The sequence below is a fragment of the Coprobacillus cateniformis genome (assembly GCF_009767585.1).
Classification (GTDB): domain Bacteria; phylum Bacillota_I; class Bacilli_A; order Erysipelotrichales; family Coprobacillaceae; genus Coprobacillus; species Coprobacillus cateniformis.
Window position 1 is genome coordinate 2,489,777 of record NZ_WSNW01000001.1, and the last position, 23,106, is coordinate 2,512,882.

The 23,106-nt window shown below is 30.9% G+C and carries 23 protein-coding genes; 16 read left to right on the plus strand and 7 right to left on the minus strand.

Annotation, left to right across the window (positions count from 1 at the left end):
• Nucleotides 1-135 precede the first annotated feature (135 nt).
• The 8 genes from GQF29_RS12195 to GQF29_RS12230 are packed head-to-tail and all read left to right on the plus strand — an operon-like array spanning nucleotide 136 to nucleotide 7,968.
• On the plus strand, nucleotides 136-603 hold the full coding sequence (locus GQF29_RS12195; RefSeq protein ID WP_008787634.1) for a PTS sugar transporter subunit IIA: 468 nt from the start codon (nucleotides 136-138) through the stop codon (nucleotides 601-603).
• Nucleotides 600-875 (plus strand): PTS galactitol transporter subunit IIB, encoded by a 276-nt coding sequence (gene gatB / locus GQF29_RS12200; protein ID WP_008787635.1) that lies wholly within the window; start codon nucleotides 600-602, stop codon nucleotides 873-875. Before GQF29_RS12195 ends, gatB begins: the two co-directional genes overlap by 4 nt.
• Before the next feature lie 22 nt (nucleotides 876-897).
• Nucleotides 898-2,253, plus strand: coding sequence for a PTS galactitol transporter subunit IIC (locus tag GQF29_RS12205; RefSeq protein WP_008787636.1), 1,356 nt, complete (start codon nucleotides 898-900; stop codon nucleotides 2,251-2,253).
• Nucleotides 2,254-2,265: 12 nt separating this feature from the next.
• The gene (locus tag GQF29_RS12210; protein ID WP_008787637.1) at nucleotides 2,266-3,315 is read left to right on the plus strand and encodes a galactitol-1-phosphate 5-dehydrogenase; all 1,050 of its coding nucleotides are present in this window, start codon (nucleotides 2,266-2,268) and stop codon (nucleotides 3,313-3,315) included.
• A gap of 9 nt (nucleotides 3,316-3,324) precedes the next feature.
• On the plus strand, nucleotides 3,325-4,278 hold the full coding sequence (gene pfkB / locus GQF29_RS12215; RefSeq protein WP_008787638.1) for a 1-phosphofructokinase: 954 nt from the start codon (nucleotides 3,325-3,327) through the stop codon (nucleotides 4,276-4,278).
• Nucleotides 4,269-5,123, plus strand: coding sequence for a class II fructose-1,6-bisphosphate aldolase (gene fba / locus GQF29_RS12220; RefSeq protein ID WP_008787639.1), 855 nt, complete (start codon nucleotides 4,269-4,271; stop codon nucleotides 5,121-5,123). Before pfkB ends, fba begins: the two co-directional genes overlap by 10 nt.
• An 8-nt stretch (nucleotides 5,124-5,131) precedes the next feature.
• Nucleotides 5,132-6,013: an aldose 1-epimerase family protein gene (locus tag GQF29_RS12225; protein ID WP_008787640.1), complete on the plus strand. Its 882-nt coding sequence runs from the start codon at nucleotides 5,132-5,134 to the stop codon at nucleotides 6,011-6,013.
• A 56-nt stretch (nucleotides 6,014-6,069) separates the two neighbouring features.
• Nucleotides 6,070-7,968 carry a fructose-bisphosphatase class III gene (locus GQF29_RS12230; protein ID WP_008787641.1) on the plus strand — a complete coding sequence of 633 codons (1,899 nt, stop codon included), beginning with the start codon at nucleotides 6,070-6,072 and terminating at the stop codon, nucleotides 7,966-7,968.
• A 57-nt stretch (nucleotides 7,969-8,025) separates the two neighbouring features.
• Here the strand turns inward: GQF29_RS12230 and GQF29_RS12235 are convergent, their stop codons facing one another.
• The 6 genes from GQF29_RS12235 to GQF29_RS12260 form a co-directional block, all read right to left on the minus strand.
• Nucleotides 8,026-9,057, minus strand: coding sequence for a Gfo/Idh/MocA family oxidoreductase (locus tag GQF29_RS12235; RefSeq protein WP_017143881.1), 1,032 nt, complete (start codon nucleotides 9,055-9,057; stop codon nucleotides 8,026-8,028).
• Nucleotides 9,047-10,027, minus strand: a complete 981-nt coding sequence (locus tag GQF29_RS12240; protein ID WP_008787643.1) for a Gfo/Idh/MocA family protein — start codon at nucleotides 10,025-10,027, stop codon at nucleotides 9,047-9,049. Before GQF29_RS12240 ends, GQF29_RS12235 begins: the two co-directional genes overlap by 11 nt.
• Nucleotides 10,024-10,464 carry a heme-binding protein gene (locus GQF29_RS12245; protein ID WP_008787644.1) on the minus strand — a complete coding sequence of 147 codons (441 nt, stop codon included), beginning with the start codon at nucleotides 10,462-10,464 and terminating at the stop codon, nucleotides 10,024-10,026. Before GQF29_RS12245 ends, GQF29_RS12240 begins: the two co-directional genes overlap by 4 nt.
• A 164-nt stretch (nucleotides 10,465-10,628) precedes the next feature.
• Nucleotides 10,629-11,576 (minus strand): Rpn family recombination-promoting nuclease/putative transposase, encoded by a 948-nt coding sequence (locus GQF29_RS12250; RefSeq protein ID WP_008787645.1) that lies wholly within the window; start codon nucleotides 11,574-11,576, stop codon nucleotides 10,629-10,631.
• Nucleotides 11,577-11,734: 158 nt separating this feature from the next.
• Complete coding sequence (locus GQF29_RS12255; RefSeq protein ID WP_008787646.1) at nucleotides 11,735-12,577, minus strand: MurR/RpiR family transcriptional regulator; 843 nt, start codon at nucleotides 12,575-12,577, stop codon at nucleotides 11,735-11,737.
• Nucleotides 12,578-12,594: 17 nt separating this feature from the next.
• Complete coding sequence (locus tag GQF29_RS12260) at nucleotides 12,595-13,482, minus strand: MurR/RpiR family transcriptional regulator (RefSeq protein WP_008787647.1); 888 nt, start codon at nucleotides 13,480-13,482, stop codon at nucleotides 12,595-12,597.
• A gap of 282 nt (nucleotides 13,483-13,764) precedes the next feature.
• Between GQF29_RS12260 and GQF29_RS12265 the strand changes: the two genes are divergently transcribed.
• Nucleotides 13,765-14,004: a SemiSWEET transporter gene (locus GQF29_RS12265; protein ID WP_008787648.1), complete on the plus strand. Its 240-nt coding sequence runs from the start codon at nucleotides 13,765-13,767 to the stop codon at nucleotides 14,002-14,004.
• 34 nt (nucleotides 14,005-14,038) lie between these two features.
• Here GQF29_RS12265 and GQF29_RS12270 read toward each other — a convergent pair whose 3' ends face one another.
• The gene (locus GQF29_RS12270; RefSeq protein WP_160340813.1) at nucleotides 14,039-15,373 is read right to left on the minus strand and encodes an MATE family efflux transporter; all 1,335 of its coding nucleotides are present in this window, start codon (nucleotides 15,371-15,373) and stop codon (nucleotides 14,039-14,041) included.
• 136 nt (nucleotides 15,374-15,509) lie between these two features.
• Here GQF29_RS12270 and GQF29_RS12275 point away from each other — a divergent pair, with 136 nt between their 5' ends.
• The 7 genes from GQF29_RS12275 to GQF29_RS12305 all read left to right on the plus strand — a co-directional run bounded on the left by GQF29_RS12275 (nucleotide 15,510) and on the right by GQF29_RS12305 (nucleotide 23,055).
• Entirely contained in the window at nucleotides 15,510-16,130 is a 621-nt protein-coding gene (locus GQF29_RS12275) for a TetR/AcrR family transcriptional regulator (protein WP_008787650.1), read from the plus strand.
• Nucleotides 16,102-16,917 carry an SDR family NAD(P)-dependent oxidoreductase gene (locus tag GQF29_RS12280; protein ID WP_008787651.1) on the plus strand — a complete coding sequence of 272 codons (816 nt, stop codon included), beginning with the start codon at nucleotides 16,102-16,104 and terminating at the stop codon, nucleotides 16,915-16,917. Before GQF29_RS12275 ends, GQF29_RS12280 begins: the two co-directional genes overlap by 29 nt.
• Nucleotides 16,918-16,997: 80 nt before the next feature.
• Entirely contained in the window at nucleotides 16,998-17,624 is a 627-nt protein-coding gene (locus tag GQF29_RS12285; RefSeq protein WP_008787652.1) for a TetR/AcrR family transcriptional regulator, read from the plus strand.
• A gap of 68 nt (nucleotides 17,625-17,692) precedes the next feature.
• Nucleotides 17,693-18,391, plus strand: coding sequence for an ABC transporter ATP-binding protein (locus GQF29_RS12290; RefSeq protein ID WP_008787653.1), 699 nt, complete (start codon nucleotides 17,693-17,695; stop codon nucleotides 18,389-18,391).
• Nucleotides 18,392-18,400: 9 nt separating this feature from the next.
• Nucleotides 18,401-20,647, plus strand: a complete 2,247-nt coding sequence (locus tag GQF29_RS12295; RefSeq protein ID WP_008787654.1) for an ABC transporter permease — start codon at nucleotides 18,401-18,403, stop codon at nucleotides 20,645-20,647.
• A gap of 103 nt (nucleotides 20,648-20,750) precedes the next feature.
• Nucleotides 20,751-21,521, plus strand: coding sequence for a MurR/RpiR family transcriptional regulator (locus tag GQF29_RS12300; protein ID WP_008787655.1), 771 nt, complete (start codon nucleotides 20,751-20,753; stop codon nucleotides 21,519-21,521).
• A gap of 1 nt (nucleotide 21,522) precedes the next feature.
• On the plus strand, nucleotides 21,523-23,055 hold the full coding sequence (locus GQF29_RS12305) for a hypothetical protein (RefSeq protein ID WP_017143878.1): 1,533 nt from the start codon (nucleotides 21,523-21,525) through the stop codon (nucleotides 23,053-23,055).
• Nucleotides 23,056-23,106: the final 51 nt, after the last annotated feature.

Here is a 23,106-nt window from a genome sequence, read left to right on the forward strand (position 1 = left end):
TGATTTCAACCGTTTTATTTTCTTGCAAAATATTTGCAATATCTTTGACTGTTTTTATATATAGTCTAATGGTACGATATGTATGTAAAGAAAAACACTGGTGAAAATCTTTAAGAATTGGAAGGAGAAAAAGATGTGATTTGGGAAGAACTTGATAAAGCAATTATCTTTGATGAGGTGGATGCTACGGACTGGAAAGATGTTATGATGAAAGTAGGAGGTACTCTTGTTCAAGAAAACTATGCGAAAAAAAGTTATATTGATGCATTAATTACAAGAGAAACAGAATTTCCAACTGGCTTAGATGTGAATGGAATTGGAGTAGCTATTCCGCATACAGATGTCACACATGTCCAAAAACCGGGAATTGCTATTGCAGTATTAAAAAATCCAGTTGATTTTATTCAGATGGGTTCTGATGATGACATTGTGAAAGTACAGCTTATCTTTATGTTAGCTGTTGTTGATCCAAGCGCACATTTAGAAAAGTTACAAAGAATCTTAGCAATTATTCAGGATACAGATGTTTTAATGAAATTATTAAATGTTCATGAAAAACAAGAGATTATTGAAATTATTAAAAAGAAGGAGAAAGAACTATGAAAAAAAAGATTATTGTTGCTTGTGGAGGTGCAGTTGCAACTTCAACAATTGCTGCAAATAAAGTTGTTGAATTATGTAAAGAAAATGGTATAGATGTAGAAATTTGTCAAATTAGAATTTCAGAAATTCCTTCTAATTTACCAGCAGATTTAATTATCACAACATCAAAAGTGAGAAAAGATTATGGAGTTCCATTGATTACAGGAATGCCATTTATCTCAGGAGTCAATGTTGAAAAAACTGAGCAAGCTATTTTAGATGTGCTCAAATAATAGAGAAGAGAGGAAATGAGACATGTTAGGAATATTTGGTGATGCCATTAACTACATCATTGATATGGGAGCATCAGTGATGTTACCAATTGTGATTGCAGTTATTAGTATATGTTTAGGTATTAAGATTGGGAAGGCTATTCGAGCTGGACTTATGATTGGAGTTGGATTTGTTGGTTTGAGTTTAATTGTTGATATGATGAATGCACAGTTAGGACCTGCAGCACAAGCTATGTCACAAAGGTTTGGTTTAACATTAAGCGTTGTTGATATTGGATGGCCTGGGGCCTCTCCAATAACATGGGCTTCTAATATAGCAACAGTTGCGATACCTATTGCAATATTGGTAAATGTTATTATGCTATTATTAAAGTGGACAAAGACAGTGAATATTGATATATGGAATATTTGGCATATGACTTTTACTGGAGCTATTGCATATGCAGTGACTGGACAATTTTGGATTGGAATTGTAGGTGTAATTGTTCATGCTATGATAGCCTATAAACTTGGTGATTTATGGGCACCACTTATGCAAGATTACTTTGAACTAGATGGCTTAACAGTACCACATGGCACAGCGGCTTATATGGGACCAATTGCTTGTGTCATTGATGCAATTATTGAAAAAATTCCAGGTCTAAGAGATATTGATTTAACAGCTGATACTTTACAGGATAAAGTTGGTGTTTTTGCAGAACCAATTGTTATTGGAGGCATTTTAGGAGCAGGGATTGGTTTTTTAGCCGGTTATGATGTACAAACAGCTTTACCATTAGGAATAAAAATGTCAGCAGTTATGGTATTAATGCCTAAAATTGTGAAATGTATTATGGATGGTCTATTGCCATTAACAGAACGTGCTAAAGTTTTATTAACAAAACATTTTGGAAATTCAGAGTTCTTTATTGGTATGGATCCAGCAGTTTTGTTGGGAGATCCTCAAGTTGTGACAGTAGGATTATTATTTATTCCTTTAACATTACTTATTGCAGTTTTGGTGCCAGGAAATAGAGTTTTACCATTTGGAGATTTAGCAACAATTGGATTTTTTATAGCAATTGCTGTAGCTGTTCATAAAGGTAATTTGTTTAGATCATTAATATCTGGAACTGCTATTATGACTATGACAATTTGGATTGCTAATCAAACGATTCCTTGGTTAACAGCATTGGCAACATCAACAGGATCAACAAGTACTGGAAATTTAGTTGCTGCATTAGATCAAGGAGGAAGTCCAATTACTTATATTTTTACTCAAACATTTACATTGCAAAATGTGACAGGATTGATTGTCATTGCAGTCATTTATGTAATTTGCTGGTTATTTACAATTCGTTGTTCAAAGAAAAGAGCAAAAGAATTAGAAAATCAATAGGAGGGTTATCAAATGAAAGCAGGAGTAGTACATGCTAAAGAAGATATACGTTATGAAGAGGTCATAACACCTGAGCCTAAAGCGGGGGAAGTTTTAATTCAAGTGAAATATACAGGTATATGTGGTTCTGATATTCCACGTGTGAATGAGGGTGCTTGTCATAATTTTCCAATTGTATTAGGACATGAATTTTCAGGAACAATTGCAAAAGTTGGTGAAAACGTTACATCTTTAAAAGTTGGTGATAGAGTTGCAGGCGTTCCTCTTGTTCCATGCATGGAATGTGAAGATTGCCAAAAGGGTAACTATTCACTTTGCAAGCACTATAGTTTTATTGGTTCAAGACAAAATGGAAGTTTTGCTCAATATGTTGTTGCTCCAGAGAAAAATGCTGTGAAGTTTGAAGATGAAGTGACTTTTGAACAGGGGGCTTTCTTTGAGCCAGCAACAGTTGCCTTACATGGATTACAGAGAGTTAATTATAAAGGTGGAAAAAAAGTTGCAATTCTGGGAGGTGGAACGATTGGCATGTTTGTCATGCAATGGGCAAAAATATTTGGAGCAGAAGAAGTTATTGTATTTGATATATCAGATGAACGTTTGCAATTAGGAGAACGCTTGGGGGCTACGGGATCTATTAACACATTACACGATGATTTTATGGAACATGCCATAGAGCTTACAAATGGTCATGGATATGATTATGTCTTTGAAACTGCTGGGAATACAATAACAATGAAAATGGCTTTTGAATTAGCAGCAAATAAAGCAGAAGTTTGTTTTGTTGGAACACCAACAAAAGAACTGTCTTTCACAGTAAAAGAATGGGAAAATATGAATCGTAAGGAATTTATTTTAACAGGATCATGGATGTCTTATAGTGCACCATTTCCTGGAGAGGAATGGAAAGCAGTTGCCCATTATTTTAAAACAGGCGATTTAAAATTTGATGATTCATTTATTTATGAAAAATTACCTTTGAGTGAAATTGCTCAAGCTTTTGAGAAGTTCAAAACCCCAGGAACTGTCAAAGGAAAAATTTTAATTGATAGTGAAAAATAGGAGAAGGTTATGATTACTACAGTAACACTTAATGCATCCATTGATAAGGCTTATTATATGGATGAAGCCATATGTAATGGTGAAGTGATGAGAGTTTCTCGTTGTCGAAATTCAGCAGGGGGTAAAGGTTTGAATGTCGCTCGAGTGATAAAATTATGTCATGAAGATGTTTTGGCTACAGGACTTGTTGGTGGATATAATGGTCAATATCTAGAGTCATTATTATCGACCGATGGAATTGCTTATCAGTTTGGACATGTATCTGGAGAGACAAGAAGTTGTATTAATATTCTTGATCCCCAGTATGGCTCAACTGAATATCTAGAACCAGGATGTGTGATTACACCTGAAGAGGAGAAGTGTTTTATAGAGTTGTTTCAGGATATTATCAAGAAAAGTGATATCGTGACAATTTCTGGAAGCGTGCCAAAGGGATTGCCATGCAATATTTATCAAAGATTAATTCAAATGATAAAAAATGAACATAAAAAAGTGATTCTTGATAGTAGTGGAGAGTCTTTAAAAGAAGGGTTATTAGCAAAACCAACTATGGTTAAGCCTAATAAAAATGAGATGGAAAATTTGTTTGGTATTGAAATTAATACAGTTGAAGAAGTCATTCAATATGCACAAGAAATTGCTAAAATGGGTATTCAATATGTTGTTGTTTCTTTGGGGGCAGACGGAGCAGTACTTGTAATGAAAGATCAGGTTTTGCGTGCGCGTCCACCTGTTATTAAACCAGTGAACACAGTGGGGTGTGGTGATTCTATGGTTGCAGCCTTTGCAGTTGCTTTGCAAAGAAAATACACACCAAAAGAAGCACTTGCATTTGCTATTGCTATTGCAACAGCAAATGCACTTTCACCAGAGACAGGTAGTTTTGAAGAAACACAATGTCTAGAAATATTACAGCAAGTCAAAGTAAAAGAATGTGAAAAGGGGGAATATGTATGTCATTAGTTACAACAAAACAATTATTATTAGATGCACAAAAGGGTGGTTATGCAATTGGTGCTTTTAATGTAGAAAATATGGAAATGGTTCAAGCTGTTGTTGCAGCTGCTGAAGAACTTCAATCTCCTGTTATTTTACAGACAACACCATCAACTGTTAAGTATGCAGATTTGGCTTATTTCTATGCCAATGTAAAAACAGCTGCTGAAAAAGCGAGTGTTCCTATTGTTATGCATTTAGATCATGGAAATAGTTTTGAATTAGCTATGCAAGCATTAAGAACAGGATATACATCAATTATGATTGATGGTTCACATGAATCATTTGAAGATAATATCAAAGTTAGTAAAGCAGTAGTAGATGCTTGTCATCCATCTGGAGTTTGTGTTGAAGCAGAGTTAGGAAAAGTTGGGGGTAAAGAAGATGATTTAGATGGTGGTGACGATAATCCTTACACTGATCCACGAGAAGCAATTGAATTTGTTGAAAAGACAGGAGTTGACTCTTTAGCAGTTGCTATAGGAACTGCACATGGGGTTTACAAAGGGACACCTAAAGTTGATGTAGAAAGATTAAGTGAGATTCAAAAAGTTGTGTCTATTCCACTTGTTTTACATGGAACATCAGGGGTTCCTGATGAAGTTGTCAAAGAGTGTATTCGTCGTGGCATATGTAAAGTCAATTATGCCACTGATCTAAGAATTGCATTTTCTAAAGGTGTAAATGAAGTTTTACATGATGCACCAGATACAATTGATCCTAAAAAATATAATTCTAAGGGTCGTGATGAAGTCAAAAAATATGTTATGGATAAGATTAAAGTTTGTGGTAGTGCTGGAAAGGCCTTCTAGGTGATATTATGGAATATTATTTAGAAAATGAATTTCTCTCATTAACTTTTAATTCAGTAGGTGGAACACTTTCATCTATTAAAAGTCCTTTAGGAATTGAATATTTATGGCAAGGAAATCCAGAGTATTGGAGTGGACAAGCACCGGTCCTCTTTCCTATTTGTGGTAGTTTAAGAAATGATGAAGCTATCACCAAAGATGGTAAGGAATTACACATTCCACGACATGGTTTGGTGAGAAAACGAGATTTTCACTATGAGGGTCAAGAATGGAATCGTATTGTATTTTCTATTATGACAGATGATGAATTATTTAAAGCCTTCCCCTATAAATTTAGACTATTGATTGAATATAAATTGATGGGGAAATTGATTCAAGTGAGTTATATTATTGAAAATTTTGGTGATGATGATATGCCATTCTTTATTGGCGGTCATCCTGGTTTTAATTGTCCTTTACAAGAAAATGAGAATTATACTGATTATTATATTGAATTTGAAAAAGAAGAGAATTGTTCTATACCTTTACCAATAACAGAAACAGGACTTATAGATATTCAGCAGCGAACTCCCTTATTACATCATGAAAAAGTTCTTCCCTTAGTACATTCTCTCTTTGAAAAAGATGCGATTATATTTGATGAACTTCAATCTCGTCAAGTCACTCTAGCATCACATAAATCATCTCATAAAGTGACAATTCAATTCAAAGATTTCCCTTATTTTATCCTTTGGTCTTCTCAAAATCATGGTTCTTTCATTGCACTGGAACCATGGCTGGGATTATCAACATGTTTAAATGAAAGTGATATCTTTGAAGAAAAGAAAAATGTTCAAATTGTTCAATCGTTACGTACAAACATATACTCATATTCAATTCAAATTGATTAAATAATAAAGGAAGATGTTACGTCTTCCTTTATTATTTAAAAGAAAGGGGTGAAGATATGTATATAAATGATAAAAAATTAAAGAATGTTGAGTTCGATGCAAAAGATTTAGAATACTATGAACTCTTATCTAAACAGTTTCCAACAATCAAAGATGTATGTCGTGAAATTATTAATTTACAGTCTATTTTAAACTTACCTAAAGGAACTGAACATTTCATGTCTGACTTGCATGGAGAATATGAGGCATTTCATCATATTATCAATAATTGCTCAGGAGTAATTAAAGAAAAGATTAAAGATTATTTTAGCAGTGAATTGTCAAAAGATGAAATGGAAGAATTAGCAACTCTCATTTATTACCCAAATGAAAAGATGGAAAAAGTTGAAAAAGATGGCAAATTGGATCAAAGTTGGTATCATCAAAATATTTGTTATTTAATTATCTTAATCAAGAAACTATCTTTAAAATATACGCGTTCTAAAGTAAGAAAGGCAATTCCTGAAGGCTGGAATTATATTATAGAGGAATTGATTAATGAAAGAGATCATGATAGCCATTATCAAAAAGAATATCAACATCACATTATAGAGAGTATTATAACGGTTGACATGGCTCATGATTTTATAATAATGATGACTCAATTAATTAAAAGATTGGCAGTTGATAAACTGCATATTGTTGGAGATATTTTTGATCGAGGGTCAAGACCAGATAAAATTATTGAACTTTTGATAAAACATCATAATGTAGATATTCAATGGGGAAATCATGATATTTTATGGATGGGAGCAGCTTGTGGAAATGAAGCATGTATAACAAGAGTGATAAGAAACTGTCTTGTTTATCATAATGAAGAAATTCTAGAGAACATTTATGCCATTTCCTTACGATCTTTAGAACGATATGCAAAACGCAGATATCCAAAATTAAAGCGTCTTCAGGCAATGATGCAGTGGATATCAATTATGGTTTTAAAAACCGAAGCAGCTCTTATACTAAAACATCCAGAATATCAGATGAATGAACAGTTGAAGCTTCATCTTGTTAAAAATAATCAAATACAATTAGGAACAAAGAATTACATTTTAGAAGATATTTTTGAAGAAGACTGTCGCTATGAATTAAATGAATATGAAAATACAATTATTCAAAAACTAAAAAAAGAATTTATGAGTAGCGAAAAACTTCAACAGCATGTTTCGTTTCTTTATCAGAAAGGAAGTATGTATTTGTGTAGTAATAATACTTTGTTATTTCATGGGTGTGTACCTTTAAACGAACAAGGATATCTCAAAGAAATCAAAATAAATGGAACAATTTATAAAGGAAAAAGTTTTTTTGATTATTGTGATCAACAAGCAAGAAATGCATATTTTCATGAAGATAGTGAAGCTATAGATTTTATGTTTTATTTATGGAGTAGTATAGATTCACCATTATCTGGAAGACAACTCAAAACATTTGAAAGATTTTTTATCAAGGATCAGTCAATGTGGTTGGAAAAAAGAAATCCCTATTATCAATTCTATAATAGGGAAGAATGTTGTTTATCTATTTTAGAGGAATTTCATATGAATATAAAATTATCTCATATTATTAATGGACACACTCCTGTTAAATGTCATGAAACACCTTTAAGAGCAAATGGAAAAGTCATTATTATAGATGGAGGATTTTGTAAAGCATATCAAAAAGAAACAGGCATTGCAGGATATACTCTTATTTCTAATTCTCATGGTTTACGTTTAAAATCCCATACTCCATTTAAGGGAATGGATAGAGTTTTAAATATCAATAGTGATATTCATTCACAATCTCATGATATTGAAACATATATTCATAGAATATTAGTGAAAGATAGTGATATTGGAATAGATTTAATTCAGCGAATCAATCAATTAAAGTTATTATTATATGCCTATAAAATGGGAATTATTAAGTGTGTGCAATAATTATATCTATCAATATAGCCAGAAGTCAAATCGACCTCTGGCTATATTGATAACATTTTATTTTAAACCTACGATGCCTTTTTCTAATATTTCAATTTGTAAGAGTGTTTGTTCAGGTGTGACAAGTGGTTTTGCATTATTTATAATTGTTTCATACAAGTCATCATAATAACGACCATAATCTCCATTTACTGAGATGACTTTCTCCTCATGATAAATGTTGTTTTCATCATAGTAAGTTAAAGTTCCATACTCATGGGGTAAATCTACACCAAAATCATTGTGATGAGGCATATAGAACAACTTTAAATGTTCTTCTTGTTTATCTTTTTTCTCTTTAATAAACATACCTTTCTTACCATAAATAACAAAACTTGGTCTTTCCTTAATGCGATAGTAACTAGACTTTACAGAAACTTTCAAAGTTCCATAGTATAAATCCAAATCAAAGTAATCATTCATTCTGCCAATACCAAGTAATTGACGGACATCATAATGAATATGGTCTGGTTTACCAAAATAAGAAATCACTTGATCAAGGGTATGGCAGCCGTGTCCATAAAGATAGGAATTAATAGCGCTGAATTCATAAACAGATTCTGGAATGTGTGGTCGATAGTAATCAAAATGCATCTCTAATTCTAATAAATCACCTAATTTACCAGATTCAATCACTTTTTGGACAGTTAGAAAATCACTATCGAACCTACGGTTTTGATAACATTCTACAGTCAGATTTTTTTGTTTAGCGAGTTCAAAGATTTCCTGTGCCTGCTGATAGGTATCAGCAAAAGGCTTTTCAACAACGCAATGATTGCCAGCATGAAGGACCATTTTTGCATAATCATAATGAAAAGCTGATGGAGTAGAAATAACAATAACTTGAATATCTTTATCATTTAATAATTCATCAAGATTTTCAGTATAGAAAACACCAGGAATCTCATCCCAGATATCACGTGAATGATCAAGAGTATAAATCATCTTGATTTTGATTTTATCCTGTCTTTGTAAAACGAACGGAATGTGATAGCGATTTGCACTTTTCCCATTGCCTATATATCCAACTGTCATTTGTTTATTTATCATTATCAAATACAATCCCTTCTTGTAATCTTGCTTCCTGCATAATTTCACTTACTATGAAACTAATTTCTAACATATAATTGACTTTCATTTCATCATGATAATCTATCATGTTAATAAATTGTTTGAATTCATAGAAAAGACGATGTTTGTTTTCATCTTTATTGATAATTATACTCTCATTTTGGTTATTGATATATTCAAATTTTGTGAGTTGGTTAATCGGTGTATCTATACGTAAAACACCTTGATCACCTTGCAGTGTTAACATAACTGGCGCTTTACAATCTTTAGCACCAATACTGACTGCTTTAAAATTTCCATAATCTAATGTTAATATACCACTTGTATCAATCTGTTTTTCAATGTTTGCAAGGTATTGAATTCTTTTTGGTTTACCAAATAATCCAACAATTCCATGTATGTTATAGACATTTAAGTCCATTAATGCACCACCAGCTTTATGATAATCGAAAGCAGGATGAATCTTGTTTTGTTTAAAATCATCATAACGTGATGAATATTGACTGTAATTAAAACTCACAATTTTAGGTTGACCAATTCTATGAATATTTTCTTTTAAGGTTTGGTAGGCGGGAAGGTAATGTATATTCATAGCTTCCATCATGAAAAGGTGTTTTGTTTTTGCAATCTTGATTAATTCTTTGAGTTCAAAAGTATTTGCAGTAATAGGTTTTTCAATAATCACATGTTTTCCATTTTCTAATGCTTTTTTAGCAAATGTATAATGTAAGTGATTAGGTAAAGCGACATAAATAGTATCAATATTACGTTTTAACAAATCATCATAATTTAAATCATATCCATCTAGATGATATTGTTCACAAAGCGATTTTGTTTCTTCTTCTGTTTGCTGAGTCCCTAGAATATAGATAGACTCAATTTTCAATTCATGAATGGTTGTTAATAAGTCCTTTACAATCATTCCAGTGCCAAGTATTCCTAGTTTCATAAATGATCCTCCTTTAATAATTTTCTTAAAATTTCTACAATTAATTGATGATCTTCATCATGTTTTAAGCCAGATATGCAAATAGCACCAACAACTTGTTGATTTTCAGTAATTGGAAACCCTCCTCCACCAAGAGTATAATTGTCATTATCAATCCATGTAGAATACTGATCTTGATGTAGAAAAGTATAGTATGAAGAATGACCGCTCTCGATTACTGTTCGTTCTTTTCTTTTGAGCCATATATCTTCACTTTTTCCATCCATAAGATATTGAAATATAACTAACCCTTTATAAACAATACGAACTCCTACACTTTTAAGTTGATGTGATTGAATATAATCGATTAACTCTAAACCAAATTTTAATCCAAAAGCATGTTGAAATGATTCAAATACAAGTTCATGTTCTTGTTGTAAAATATCTTTTTTATTCATTCATTTCTCCTCCTTGTACTTTCTATTTTACTTAGAAAAGAAATAAAAAAAAGAGTTCATAAGAACTCTGGGAAAAAAGTACAGCTTTTATTTTAATTGTATGAAAAATGCTGAACTTTTAATACATTTGGATATTCAATTGAGTTTGAATACAATAGACTTTTTTAACTCCAAGTTTTTAATATATCTTCTTCAGTTTTTGCATTGAGTATAGTCAGTGTCACTTGATTAAGTTCATCAGCTGTACTTGTCTCTAATTTCATGATTAATTCATCAGATAAAACTCCAAACTTGCTTTTTAATTGTGTTAATAGTAGTGAAACTTTTCCCTTAATTTCACCTTTCATTTCTCTTTCTCTGACATATTCATCAAATACAGTGCACATATTTATCTCCTCGCTTTCTTCTTTCTGGACTTTGATACTGAATTTCTTGTTACCTATAATTGTAGCTACAACAACTGCAACTTCCTTAGTTAATATCATATCTCTTAGACTCTCTATATTCTTATCCCAGCTATAAAATATCTGTACTGCTTTTACCATCATATAATTATCTGGCTGTCTTAACTTGCTGAGGTCAATATCCTTGATATCATAGATATGACCATTCCAATCATTAATCAAATCCCTATATGTATGGGGTATCTTCATTATTTCTGTGAGGGTATGCGGCTGAATCCATTTTTTATCGCCATAGTAAAGCACACAGGTTGTAACTGGTAGTGGATGAAATGACTTCCTAGCAGCATCATTGAGTATGTTCAACTGCTGATTGTATGTAATCGTATCATAAACCAATATCCGAAAGGGCATAGTATAATCAATTGTCTGTTGGTTTTCAAGGCCAATCAGTAGAGCCAAATCATTATGATTGACTCTCATCATAATATCTCTTCCCTTGTTAACGCTCATTTCTATAGCCTTATGATCAAAAACAGTAGAACTGTTAGAGTCATAGAGAGATAGATTTTCATCACACAGTACAGTATGTCCGTGAAAAAGAAGACAGTTGATAAGGTCAGCAAATCGCTCCTTTTGTTTAAAGAAGTCCTTGAGAGTTGGATCTGGTGTAGTGTTCAATAGAACATCATGATGAGTCACAGTATACATATAGACCTCCTTGATAAAATAGAAGAGGTATATTACAGATATATCATAACACAAAGATTGCTAAAAGAAAATATATATAGAAAAGAAAATCATACCTCTTACTATATATATTCACTATTTTTTTCCATTTTTCTTCTTTTTCTTTAAAAAAATGAGAACTATTTTTTTATATAAAAATCAAGATTCTTTTTATGTTGATGATGATGCATGTAATCATATTTATAAATGAAAGAGTAAAGAACAGTTAAGATGAACTGGAATGAGATTTGTGAATAAAAAGTTCCTATCTTATAGTCGTTTTCCATATCAGGAATAACAATACATATATCACTATAATCCACTAATCGACTATTTTTGTTAGCTGTTATAGTTATCATGGGTATATTTTTTCTTTTTAAGATCTGAGCACAAGTTTTAAATTGATTATTGGTACCATTATAAGTCATAAAGAAAGCACAATCATGAGGGGTCATATTATAAGCCATTGCTATTTCTTCATAATTCTCTGTTGCTAAAATAGGATAGATATTAATCTTCATTAATTTATTAATAAAAGTCATAGCAGTGATACGAGAATCTCCAATTGCAAAAATAAATATGCGTTGACTATTGATGATTAATTGACTGATTCTTTCTAAGTGATTTATATTTAATTGTGCTTGTACAATATTTATTGTTTCTTTATACAAAGATGAAATATCATTAATAATCTCATAATAATTTTCGGATTGATAGAAAGGCGTACTAAAATCAACAGAATGATTAATGAATTTCTGTGATTCAAGTTCTATAGCGAGAGCCAACTTAAAATCTTTATAACCCTTATAACCAATTTTTTTGCAAATTCTTATGATTGCAGCATTTGATGAATGAGTGGCTAGAGCAAGTTGTTGAATACTCATTTTGGCAATAGAATGAATGTTTTCTAAGATATATGTATTAATACTTTGTTCTGTTGGTGTGAAGTTCTGATGGTTAATCAATTGTTGTATAATATTCATAATTATGAATCTCCTCTTTATTTATAGTGTTCTTCTTTAATAAGTTCAACAGTAGAATATCGATCAGATTCAATAACTTGTGAAGTTTTCATTCTTAAATCAAGATTGTACTGATAGTCTAATGCAAAAACACATGAATAAATGACATCAAGAAGATATTCGATAGCACTATCTGTAGAATAAGTTGCAATTTTAGAATAGAGTTTTTCTCGAGTACAGATTTTGAGTACACAATCAGATAATCGGGCAGTTGTATTATCTCCAATATTGGTAATTGCTATGATAGGAATTTGATTTTGTTTAAGGGCAAGGATACATCTGTTTAGAATATCCGTTTCACCAGAATAAGAAACAATAATTGCACATGTTGATGAAGCAGCAAGTGTAGCTTGGAAAAGAATTTCACTTTGTAAGGAACATATCTCAACATGTTTTTGAATCCTTGACATATTGTGCTTAAATTCTTGAGTAATTAATAAATTATTACTGACTGCAAAGAGATGAATAGAAGAGGCTTTACGAATAATTTGAATGGCTTTTTGCAAGTCATCATGTGTAATTAAAGAAAGGGTATCATCGATAGATTCTTTTTTGAGTATAGCAATCTTAGAAGCAATTGACATGATAGTATCATTTTCTAGAAAAGGAATATTAGCATCTACATGACAAAAATGTGTTTCTAGATATTTAAGTTCTTGTAAATATGCAGATTTTAATTCATTCCATCCTTGAAAGCCCATTTTATGAGCGATTCTTATGAGGGTGGATGGTGCTGTATATGTGGCTTCGCCTATTTCTTTCGTTGTCATATTTTGAATATCCATTTTTTGATTGAGAATAAAATCGATAACAACTCTTTCGCTGTTAGAAAAAGTACATTTTTCAAACCGATCTTGAATTAACATATGAAAACCTCCTTTTTCTTATTTTAACATTTGAATTTTGTAAATACCATTCTAAAAAAACAATATTTATTTCATGATATTTGTAAATATCTTTGCAAAGTGCTGACTGAAAATTGAAAAACACTATAAAATATTTATAATGTGGGGTGTAAGGAGGAAGAATTGAGGGAAAAATATGGTGGAGAAAGTTATATATAATGATTCAATAAATTATACAACAGAAAATGTGATTATCTCTTAAGAAAAGTCATGAATAAGCAATAATGAAATGGAGGAAGAAAAATGATTGGAACAATTGCAGCAATTTTAACAACGCTATCTTTTTTACCACAAGCATATCAAGTGATAAAAACAAAGGATACTTCAGGGATATCCTTAGGAATGTATACAATGTTTGTATTAGGTGTTTTTTTATGGATTATTCATGGTTGGAATGTTCAAGATTATAATCTTATTGGTGCCAATGCTATTACATTTGTATTTGCTATTATTATTTTATCTTATAAAATAAAATATAAATAATCTAAAAAGCAACTTATCTAGGGCTGCTTTTTGATTATGTTTTCGTATGTAACCAATTTTCTTTCTTTATACCATATACAATACCTGTTAAATCAGCAATGAACCAGCCAATTGGGATTGCCCACCAAATGGCTACTGAACCAAATGCTGGTGCAAATAAATACGCCAGTACAACACGAAGACCTAAAGAAATAACAGTTAAGATCACTGAAATACCTGGTTTTCCTATACCACGATAATAACCGTAGAGAAGAAATAGACAACCGATGCCTAAATAACACATACCTTCTATTTGTAAATATTGAACTCCCTGACGAATCATTTCAACTTCTTCTGGATGAATAAAGATGAGCATCAATTCTTTAGCAAAGACAACAACCCCAAAAGAAATCATTAAACAGAAAATTGTTGATATACAAATAGCTGACTTTAAACCTTTTTGAATTCTTTCTTCTTGATGAGCACCTTTGTTTTGTGCAATGAAGGTTGAAAATGCGTTTCCAAAATCCTGCACAGGCATATAAGCAAAAGAATCAATTTTAACTGCTGCTGCAAAAGTCGACATCGTGATAACACCAAAACTGTTGACTAAACCTTGAATCATTAAGATACCAAAATTCATTACTGATTGTTGAATACAAGTCAGCAATGAATAATCTCTTATTTTTCTAAAAATATCTATATCAAAGTGATAATGCTGTTTCTGTGGTAGAAGCTCTTTTTGAGTCATAAAAACATAAATCATGATTCCAATGCCGCTCATTGCTTGAGCAATAATAGTTGCAAGTGCAGCTCCACCAACACCTAAATTTAAAGAAACAATAAAGAATATATCAAGGATAATATTCACAGTAGTAGCAATGGCTAAAAAGATTAAAGGGACTCTTGAGTTACCTAAAGCTCTTAAAACACAAGAAAAATAATTATAAAGAAAGGTGAAGAAAAAACCAAAAAAGATTATCCATAAGTAATCATATGTTTGCTGATAAATATCTGTAGGAATATTGAGAAAGGTTAAGATTGGATGAATACATAATAAACATAATATCTCAATAATCACAGCAAGCACTGCAATTCCTATAAAAGAAACAAAAAATGAAGTTTTCATTTTATCAACTTCTTTGGCTCCAAACAACATTGAAAATAAAATTCCACTCCCCATACATAAGCCTAAAATGATAGATGTTAAAAAAGTCATAATCGTAAATGATGATCCAACTGCTGCCAAAGCATGTGAACCAAGATATTGCCCAACAATAAAAGTATCGGCAATATTATAAAATTGTTGTAATAAATTTCCTAAAATCATTGGTAAAGAAAAAAATAATAATGACTTTGTAATATGTCCTTTTGTTAATTGATGATTCATATTGACACCTCATACAGTTATGATAGACGAAAAGGATAAAATGTCAATGATATTTAAGGAAAAAAGATGTTGATTAGTTTATAGAGAAGGAATATAATTTGAATGAATAAATATTCATTTAAAAAAGGAGGTAAATATGCCAAAATCACCAGAGAGATGTCAAGAAATACGTCAAGAGATGCGATCTAAAATTTTACATGAATCTATGCTTTATTTTGCAAAAAATGGATTCTCAGGAACAAAAATAAGTGATTTGTCTCAATATATTGGAATTGCTCAAGGAACAATATATGTTTATTTTCAGTCTAAGGAAGATTTGTTCCAAGAAATTTTTTCAATTGTTAATAATCATCAGGATATCAATGATATGAAATGTTTAACGTATCTGCCTATTTCAGCAAAACAAAAAATTCTTCAATTATCTCATAGTCTTATGCAAAGATTAGAACAAGATGAAAGTTATGCAGCCAAGATTACCTTAAATACACAGATGATGTTTGAAAAGAATGACTTTCGTTCAAGGGATACGACTTATCAATCAGAACTTTACAAATATGTTGCAAAAATCATAAAACAGGGTCAAAAGGAAAAAACTGTCGTTACAGGATCAGCGATGAAATTGGCTGATTATTACTGGGGGGTTATCTACCTTTACGCATTAAAAAAATTATTTACAACAAAATATGAAATGATTTCAGCTAATGATCTGGCACGTATTTTGTTAAAAGATGAAACAAAGAAAGGATCGGAAATTTGAATTGAAAAATCAGTGTATACATCAAAAAATTGCAATTGTAACAGGTGCTAGTGGGGGGATTGGAAAAGAGTTTGTTTGTGAATTGATGAAAGAAGATATTGATAAAATTTGGGTTGTTGGAAGAAATGCTGAAAGGTTGTCTCTCCTTCAAAAACAATATGGAGATAAGATTGTTTGTGTTTGTAAGGACTTAACTGATTCTCAAGATCTATTGTCAATAGAGGCTTTGTTGGTTGAACAGAATGTTATTATCTCTTATTTGATTAATAATGCAGGTATAGCTCAGATGAAACCTTCAAAAGATTTACAGCCTCAAGAAATAGAAAAAACAATTCTTTTGAACTGTTATGCTCCAGTTGTGTTAACGAATATTTGTCTTCCTTTTATGAAAAAAGGTAGCATTGTCATGAATATATCTTCAGCTTCAGCTTTTCAACCTGTGCCCTATATTAATTTATATGCAGCTACAAAATCTTTTGAAAAAAGTTATTCTCTAGCTTTAAATGAAGAATTGAAAAATTTAGGAATAAATGTAATAGCAGTATGTCCAAGTTGGGTAGATACAGATATGCTCATCAGAGAAATTCATGGCAAAAAGGTAAAATTTCCTGGAATTGTTACACCAAAACAAGTTGTGATCAAGGCTATGGAAGATGCAAAAATGGGGAAAGAGCTATCTATTTGTTCGATATATGTCAAGTGTCAATATTTTTATGCTAAATTTATGCCACGACAATGGATTATGAAGATATGGATGAGGTCGTTAAGAAAACTGGATCATAATTAGAGAGATTTATATATTAATATGCAATTACTGACTTGACAAAAATGAGAAAACATTATAACATAACATTGTTATGTGAGGTGATGAACAGAGTGCAAAAAGAAGATACAAGAGAGCGGTTATTGTTTTTTGCTAAACAGGAGTTTCTAGAAGTTGGTTATCAAAAATCATCACTACGGAAAATTTGTAAAAATGCAGGAGTGACGACAGGAGCATTATATTTTTTCTTCAAGGATAAGGCAGATTTGTTTGATGCTTTAGTCCGTGATTTTGCAGATGAAATCATGACATTATTAAAAGAACATTCTTCACAAGAGGAAGCAATGCATCAAAAGCAATTTGACCATACAATTACATTGGATATTTCTTTTGGGAAAGAACTGATATCAACTTATTATGCTCATCAGGATATTGGACAGTTATTGATTAATTGTTCTCAAGGTACAGTATATGAAGATTATTTTGAACAAATTCGCCAATTTATAGAAGCACGTATTCTGGTTGTTTTAGAAAAATTATTAGATTTTCCCAATCCTGTATTTAATGAATGTACATTACATTGGTTATCACATTTACAAGTTCATTCATTTTTACATGTATTATCTCATAATTATAGTGAAGAAAAGGCTTTACAACAAATTGAAATTGTTGTTACCTTTTTAAGAAATGGATTTAATTCTTTAATGGAAGAGGCTTTATTGAGAAAGTAATTCCTTTTCTTTTTCAGCATAACATAACACTGTTATGTTATGGAATAAATATGATAGGAGGAGTTTTCATGTATTTAAATGTTAAAGGTGTTAAAAAGTTTTATGGGCAGGGTGAAGGTCGTATTATGGTTTTAAAGGGGATTGAATGTATCATTGAGAAAGGTGAGATATGTGTTTTACTGGGACCTTCTGGTTCAGGGAAATCAACGTTATTGAATTTAATTGGTGGAATTGAGGATATTGATGAAGGAAGTATTTTTGTTGATCAACAAGATTTAGGGGTCATGTCTTCAAAAGAATTAGGACAGTATCGTCGAAAGACACTGGGGTTTATTTTTCAGTCTTATCATCTTGTTCCTCATTTAACTGTTAAAGAAAATATTGAATCTGGAGCCTATTTAAGTTCATCACCAATTGATATTCATGATCTTTTACTAAAGTTAGGGCTAGAGGAACATAAAAATAAATATCCTAATCAATTATCAGGTGGTCAGCAACAACGAACAGCTATTGGACGTGCTTTAGCAAAAAATCCAAGTCTTTTATTATGTGATGAACCAACAGGGGCATTGGATTATTACACATCAAAAGATATCTTAGAACTTCTAGAACGGTTACACCAAGATTATGGAACAACAATTTTAATTGTGACACATAATGATGCTATTGCTAAAATGGCTCACCGTATTATGTATTTAAAAGATGGTCAAATTGTCAATATCCAAATGAATCCTCAGCCTATGGCTGTGAAAGATATTGAATGGTAGGTGATAATGATGAGAAATCCACTCCATAAGACTCTCAAAAAGGAGTTTAAACAAAATATTGCAAGATATTTATCAATTATGATTATTCTAGTTGTGATGATTAGTGCTGTTTCAGGATTCTTAACAGTTGCTTATGGTTACAAAGATGCTTTAAAAGAGAATCAGATATCAAGTCATGTTGAAGATGGACAATTCATTGTTACAAATAAAATGAATCAGAAAACAATTGATGAAATTCAAAAAAAGTCTTTACAAATCTATGAGAATTTCTATAGTGAACAAGACATCAAGGAAGACACAACGCTCCGTTTATTTAAAAATCGTGACTATGTCAATCAAGCCACTCTTCATACTGGGCGTTTACCAGAAAATGATCAAGAAATAGCACTTGATAGATTATTTGCATTAAAGAATAACTATGAAGTGGGGACAACCATTCGGATTGACCACTACAGTGTTACAATTGTGGGATTGATTTCTGTCCCTGATTATAGTGCATTAATTGAAAAAAGTAATGATTTAATGATGGATCCTATCCATTTTGGTATAGGTATTGTTGATGATAAAAGTTTTGACTACTATAGTGAATCAAATATCAATTACCAATATAGCTATATCAATACAACATCACTTAGTGAAAAGCAGAATTATGATCAGTTAAATGATATTAAAGACATATGTCAGAAAAATGGTTATCAAATCTCACAAATGTTGACAGCTGAAATGAATCAATGTATTTCATTTTTACCCAATGATATGGGCAGTGATATTCCAATGATTCAAACATTACTTTATATTATGGTTGTCATTCTAGCTTTTATCTTTGTAGTGATTAGTCAGACAATTATTGAAGAACAGGCACCAGTCATAGGAACATTATTATCTAATGGTTATACCAAAAGAGAAATCGTTCATCATTATATGATGTTACCAATGCTCATTTCACTTACAGCAAGCCTTATAGGGAATATTATTGGATATACATTATTTCCACCAGTATTTTCAAATATGTACAATAATAGTTATTGTTTACCACCATTAACTATACATTTTATGTTGGAAGCATTTCTTTCAACAACTGTCATACCTTTTGTCTTTATGATGGTCGTTTTGTATATAATGCTCAATTATAAACTTCGTATATCACCTTTACGATTATTAAGGAGAGATTTACGTCAACATAAAAAGAGAAAATATATATATCTTAAAAACAAATCATTTATAAAACGTTTTCAAAAACGTATTATCATTCAAAATAAAGGAACTTATGTGATGCTGTTCTTTGGTATTTTCTTTGCGAGTTTTATCTTTATCTTTGGTTTTATGATGACACCTTCAATTGATCATTACCTTGAAAATGTGGAAAGGAGTATACATGCTGATTATCAATATATTTTAAAGGCACCAATAGAAATTAAGGATGCTGAAAAGGCAACAGTGACAACTTTAGAAACCAATTATCATCAAGCAGATTTAGATCTAGATGTGACATTTTATGGAATAAGTGAAAAAAGTCAATATTATCAACTTGATTTACCAAGCCAAAAGAATCATATAATTATGAGTTATGATTTAGGTCATAAATTGAATCTTCAAGAGGGTGACAGTGTTCGTTTTACAAATCCTTATACAGAAAAGAATTATGATTTGATTGTTGATAGAATCAATGAAGATAAAGGCGTTCTTGCTGCTTTCATGTCACAAGAGTTATGTAATGAGCTTTTAAGTGAAGATCATAATTATTTTAATGCTTATCTTTCTAATCGAAAATTAAATATAAATGAACAGTATATTTTATCAACAATAACAAAAGATGATATGACAAAGATTGGGGAACAGATGACAACAACCTTTGCTCAATTGATTCCTATTATGACAAGTGTTTCATTGGTTATATATTTTGTTGTCATTTATATTTTAACCAAGCTTGTTTTAGACCGTAATACGCTTTATATGTCATTTTTAAAAGTCATGGGTTATGAAAATAAAGAGATTAAGAAGATTTATCTACAGGCAACGACTCCAATTGTAGTGATATCATTATTCATTTCATTACCATTATGTATTATAGGTTTAAATCAATTGTTATTGTTTGCATTTATGCAATTTGCAGGTTATATGGAAGCTTATATTCCTTATTATTTGTATGGGATGGTATTTATTGTAGGATTGACAACTTATTATATTGTTAACTTTGTTTTAACCAAACAAATTCAAAGAATAGATTTAGGTGAATCTTTGAAAGATATGGAATAACATGGGCACATGTTATTCTTTTTGCAATCTTTTTCTTTTTGAAATTAGTTTTGGAATATATTCATAAATAAGGTATAATAAAAGAAATGAAAAGGAGAATGTTATGGACTTTTTATCAAATATTAATTTAAAGAAAAATACCTTAACTAAGAATGAATTAAAAGCATGTGAACTGATTTTAATGGACTTAAATAAAGTCCAAATGTATTCATTAACAGAGATGTCAGAGAAAATTAAAATTACGAAAACGACCATTTTAAGGTTTTGTCAGAAAATGGGATATAGTGGTTATACAGAGTTTAGATATGATTGTGTGAAATATGTAAACAGTTTAAGTAATGCTGAAAGAGTTATTGAAGATGAAAATGAAAAAATTATGAATGTTGAAAAGATTTATATGGATACAATTAAACTCTTGCATTATACATTAAATGATGAAATTTTAACGAGATTAGCCAATAATATAAAGTCTGCTAGGAAAATCAAATGTGTTGGTGAAATTAATTCAGAAGTCAGTTGTTTGCAATTAAAATATGCTTTGGCTATGTATGGTATTGATGCAGATGTATTGCCAAGTTCATCACATGTCAAAGCTTGTGATTTAATGATTAATGAACAAGACTTATTGGTCGTTATGTCAGCTGGAGCAAAAAGTGAAATTGTTAAAGAAAGTTTTGAACTTAAAGAAAATAATGGTTGTCAGATTGCTTTAATTACCATGAACCCATCAACTTCATTAGAAGAAGTGGCTGACTTGTTTGTATTACTTCCAAGTGTAGCAACACTTAAGAATAAATCATTATTAGATAGTGTTCCTATTTATTCAGTCTTTGTCGAAATCTTACTTCATTACTTAAATGAAGAGGTTCAATAAAATGTTCTTTCGTAAACGAAAACTTCCTGATTATATCAGAGAGTCACTTGAAAAATTAGAGACTGAACCTCAAGACTGGTTATCTCTTTATGCAACTGCTTATCAAGTTTTAGACCATAAGCATCAAGATGCTATTGTCCGTCTTGGAAAAATTGGTTATCAGTATCTTTCACGCTTAGCAATTCCACAAATCCTAAAAATAGGGGAACAATGGCGAAGTTATACTTCTTTGCTTTGGTCAATCGATTGGCAAACTATTGATATCAAATCAATGTCTACTTATTTTCAAAACAGTGACGATTATGAGAGTTTACTCATTATGGGAAGTTTTCATCCAAGCGGTTATTTTAGGGAAAAGTGCTTAAAGTTATTATACGCTTATCCTCAGACATTGCCTTTTATGATGATAAGGATGAATGATTGGGTACAACAAGTACAAGAGCAAGCTTATGTATTGACAATGCAAAGACTATCTGAGTGTTCATTGGAAGAATTGATTCAGACTTCTTATGTTCTTATAAAAGTTAAAAAATCTAAGCGACGTCAACAAATTCATTTTGATGAAGTTGAAAAGTATTATATCAATCGCTTCAATGAACTTATTCATAATTTAGATATTTATAACTTATTACGTTTAAATGTATTGACACGAAAAGCTTTTTATGAAATTGTTACTGAACATTCTTTGTTATCAAATGAAGTGATTGAAAAATTATTAACAAAAGAAAAAGACTCTTATTGCTTATTGCTTTTGACAAGGAGTTTATTACACAGTGAGCAGATGGATATGGTGAGATTACATTCATATTTATATCATCCTTCTTTTTATGTGAGAAAAGAAGCTATTCTTTGTTACTATCACTTCAATCAGAATATTTGGAATGGGATTGAGGAAATTTTACTAGATAAAAGTTATTCAATAAGAGACTACATTCGTTTTTTGTTAAGGAAACATACACAATTTGATTGTTTAAATTTTTATCTTCAGCATCTTGATTGTCCAGTGGGCATTTTAGGTGTTGGTGAATGTGGGAGTGAGGAACAGGTTGATATCCTATTACCTTATTTAAAAAGTGACAATGAAAAGATTGTTAAGGTCACTATTCAGGCATTGAGTCAATTGATGAAAGAAAAAGCTTCAAATATCTATTGGCATTTCTTATTGGATAGTAGGATTTCATTATCAAAAGCAGCTTATCAATCAATTATAAAATATAAAGTTCACTATGGAGCAAGATGTGTTTATAAGTATTATCAGCAGGTAAGTCATCAACATCAAAAACGATATTTATTACGAATTTTATTAGCAGAGGATTCTTGGGAAAGATTGCCATTCCTGCTAGAAATGTACTGGTATCCAGAAGATAAGTTATGTCATTATATTCAAACCAAAGTCAATCAGCGAAATCCTTATAAACATGTTTCTCAAGAATTAAAGGAAGATATTATGAATTGTCTTACTCATCAGCAATACCATATCCCTCAGGAGATTTCAGATTCAATTATATTTGATTTAAAATTTGTATGTAAATGATGAGAAGGAGATATTATGGAATATTGGGATTGATACAATCAACATCAGCAG

Excerpts from the sequence above, each read along its gene's own strand:
- GQF29_RS12205 (WP_008787636.1), top strand. The coding sequence starts at position 898 with ATGTTAGGAATATTTGGTGATGCCATTAACTACATCATTGATATGGGA.
- GQF29_RS12280 (WP_008787651.1), top strand. The coding sequence starts at position 16,102 with ATGAAACAAAGAAAGGATCGGAAATTTGAATTGAAAAATCAGTGTATA.
- GQF29_RS12270 (WP_160340813.1), bottom strand. The coding sequence starts at position 15,373 with ATGAATCATCAATTAACAAAAGGACATATTACAAAGTCATTATTATTT.
- GQF29_RS12255 (WP_008787646.1), bottom strand. The coding sequence starts at position 12,577 with ATGAATATTATACAACAATTGATTAACCATCAGAACTTCACACCAACA.
- fba (WP_008787639.1), top strand. The coding sequence starts at position 4,269 with ATGTCATTAGTTACAACAAAACAATTATTATTAGATGCACAAAAGGGT.
- GQF29_RS12300 (WP_008787655.1), top strand. The coding sequence starts at position 20,751 with ATGGACTTTTTATCAAATATTAATTTAAAGAAAAATACCTTAACTAAG.
- GQF29_RS12290 (WP_008787653.1), top strand. The coding sequence starts at position 17,693 with ATGTATTTAAATGTTAAAGGTGTTAAAAAGTTTTATGGGCAGGGTGAA.
- GQF29_RS12210 (WP_008787637.1), top strand. The coding sequence starts at position 2,266 with ATGAAAGCAGGAGTAGTACATGCTAAAGAAGATATACGTTATGAAGAG.
- GQF29_RS12260 (WP_008787647.1), bottom strand. The coding sequence starts at position 13,482 with ATGTTAATTCAAGATCGGTTTGAAAAATGTACTTTTTCTAACAGCGAA.
- GQF29_RS12235 (WP_017143881.1), bottom strand. The coding sequence starts at position 9,057 with ATGATAAATAAACAAATGACAGTTGGATATATAGGCAATGGGAAAAGT.
- GQF29_RS12275 (WP_008787650.1), top strand. The coding sequence starts at position 15,510 with ATGCCAAAATCACCAGAGAGATGTCAAGAAATACGTCAAGAGATGCGA.
- GQF29_RS12265 (WP_008787648.1), top strand. The coding sequence starts at position 13,765 with ATGATTGGAACAATTGCAGCAATTTTAACAACGCTATCTTTTTTACCA.
- GQF29_RS12245 (WP_008787644.1), bottom strand. The coding sequence starts at position 10,464 with ATGAATAAAAAAGATATTTTACAACAAGAACATGAACTTGTATTTGAA.
- GQF29_RS12230 (WP_008787641.1), top strand. The coding sequence starts at position 6,070 with ATGTATATAAATGATAAAAAATTAAAGAATGTTGAGTTCGATGCAAAA.
- pfkB (WP_008787638.1), top strand. The coding sequence starts at position 3,325 with ATGATTACTACAGTAACACTTAATGCATCCATTGATAAGGCTTATTAT.
- gatB (WP_008787635.1), top strand. The coding sequence starts at position 600 with ATGAAAAAAAAGATTATTGTTGCTTGTGGAGGTGCAGTTGCAACTTCA.
- GQF29_RS12225 (WP_008787640.1), top strand. The coding sequence starts at position 5,132 with ATGGAATATTATTTAGAAAATGAATTTCTCTCATTAACTTTTAATTCA.
- GQF29_RS12240 (WP_008787643.1), bottom strand. The coding sequence starts at position 10,027 with ATGAAACTAGGAATACTTGGCACTGGAATGATTGTAAAGGACTTATTA.
- GQF29_RS12305 (WP_017143878.1), top strand. The coding sequence starts at position 21,523 with ATGTTCTTTCGTAAACGAAAACTTCCTGATTATATCAGAGAGTCACTT.
- GQF29_RS12250 (WP_008787645.1), bottom strand. The coding sequence starts at position 11,576 with ATGTATACTGTGACTCATCATGATGTTCTATTGAACACTACACCAGAT.
- GQF29_RS12285 (WP_008787652.1), top strand. The coding sequence starts at position 16,998 with ATGAACAGAGTGCAAAAAGAAGATACAAGAGAGCGGTTATTGTTTTTT.
- GQF29_RS12295 (WP_008787654.1), top strand. The coding sequence starts at position 18,401 with ATGAGAAATCCACTCCATAAGACTCTCAAAAAGGAGTTTAAACAAAAT.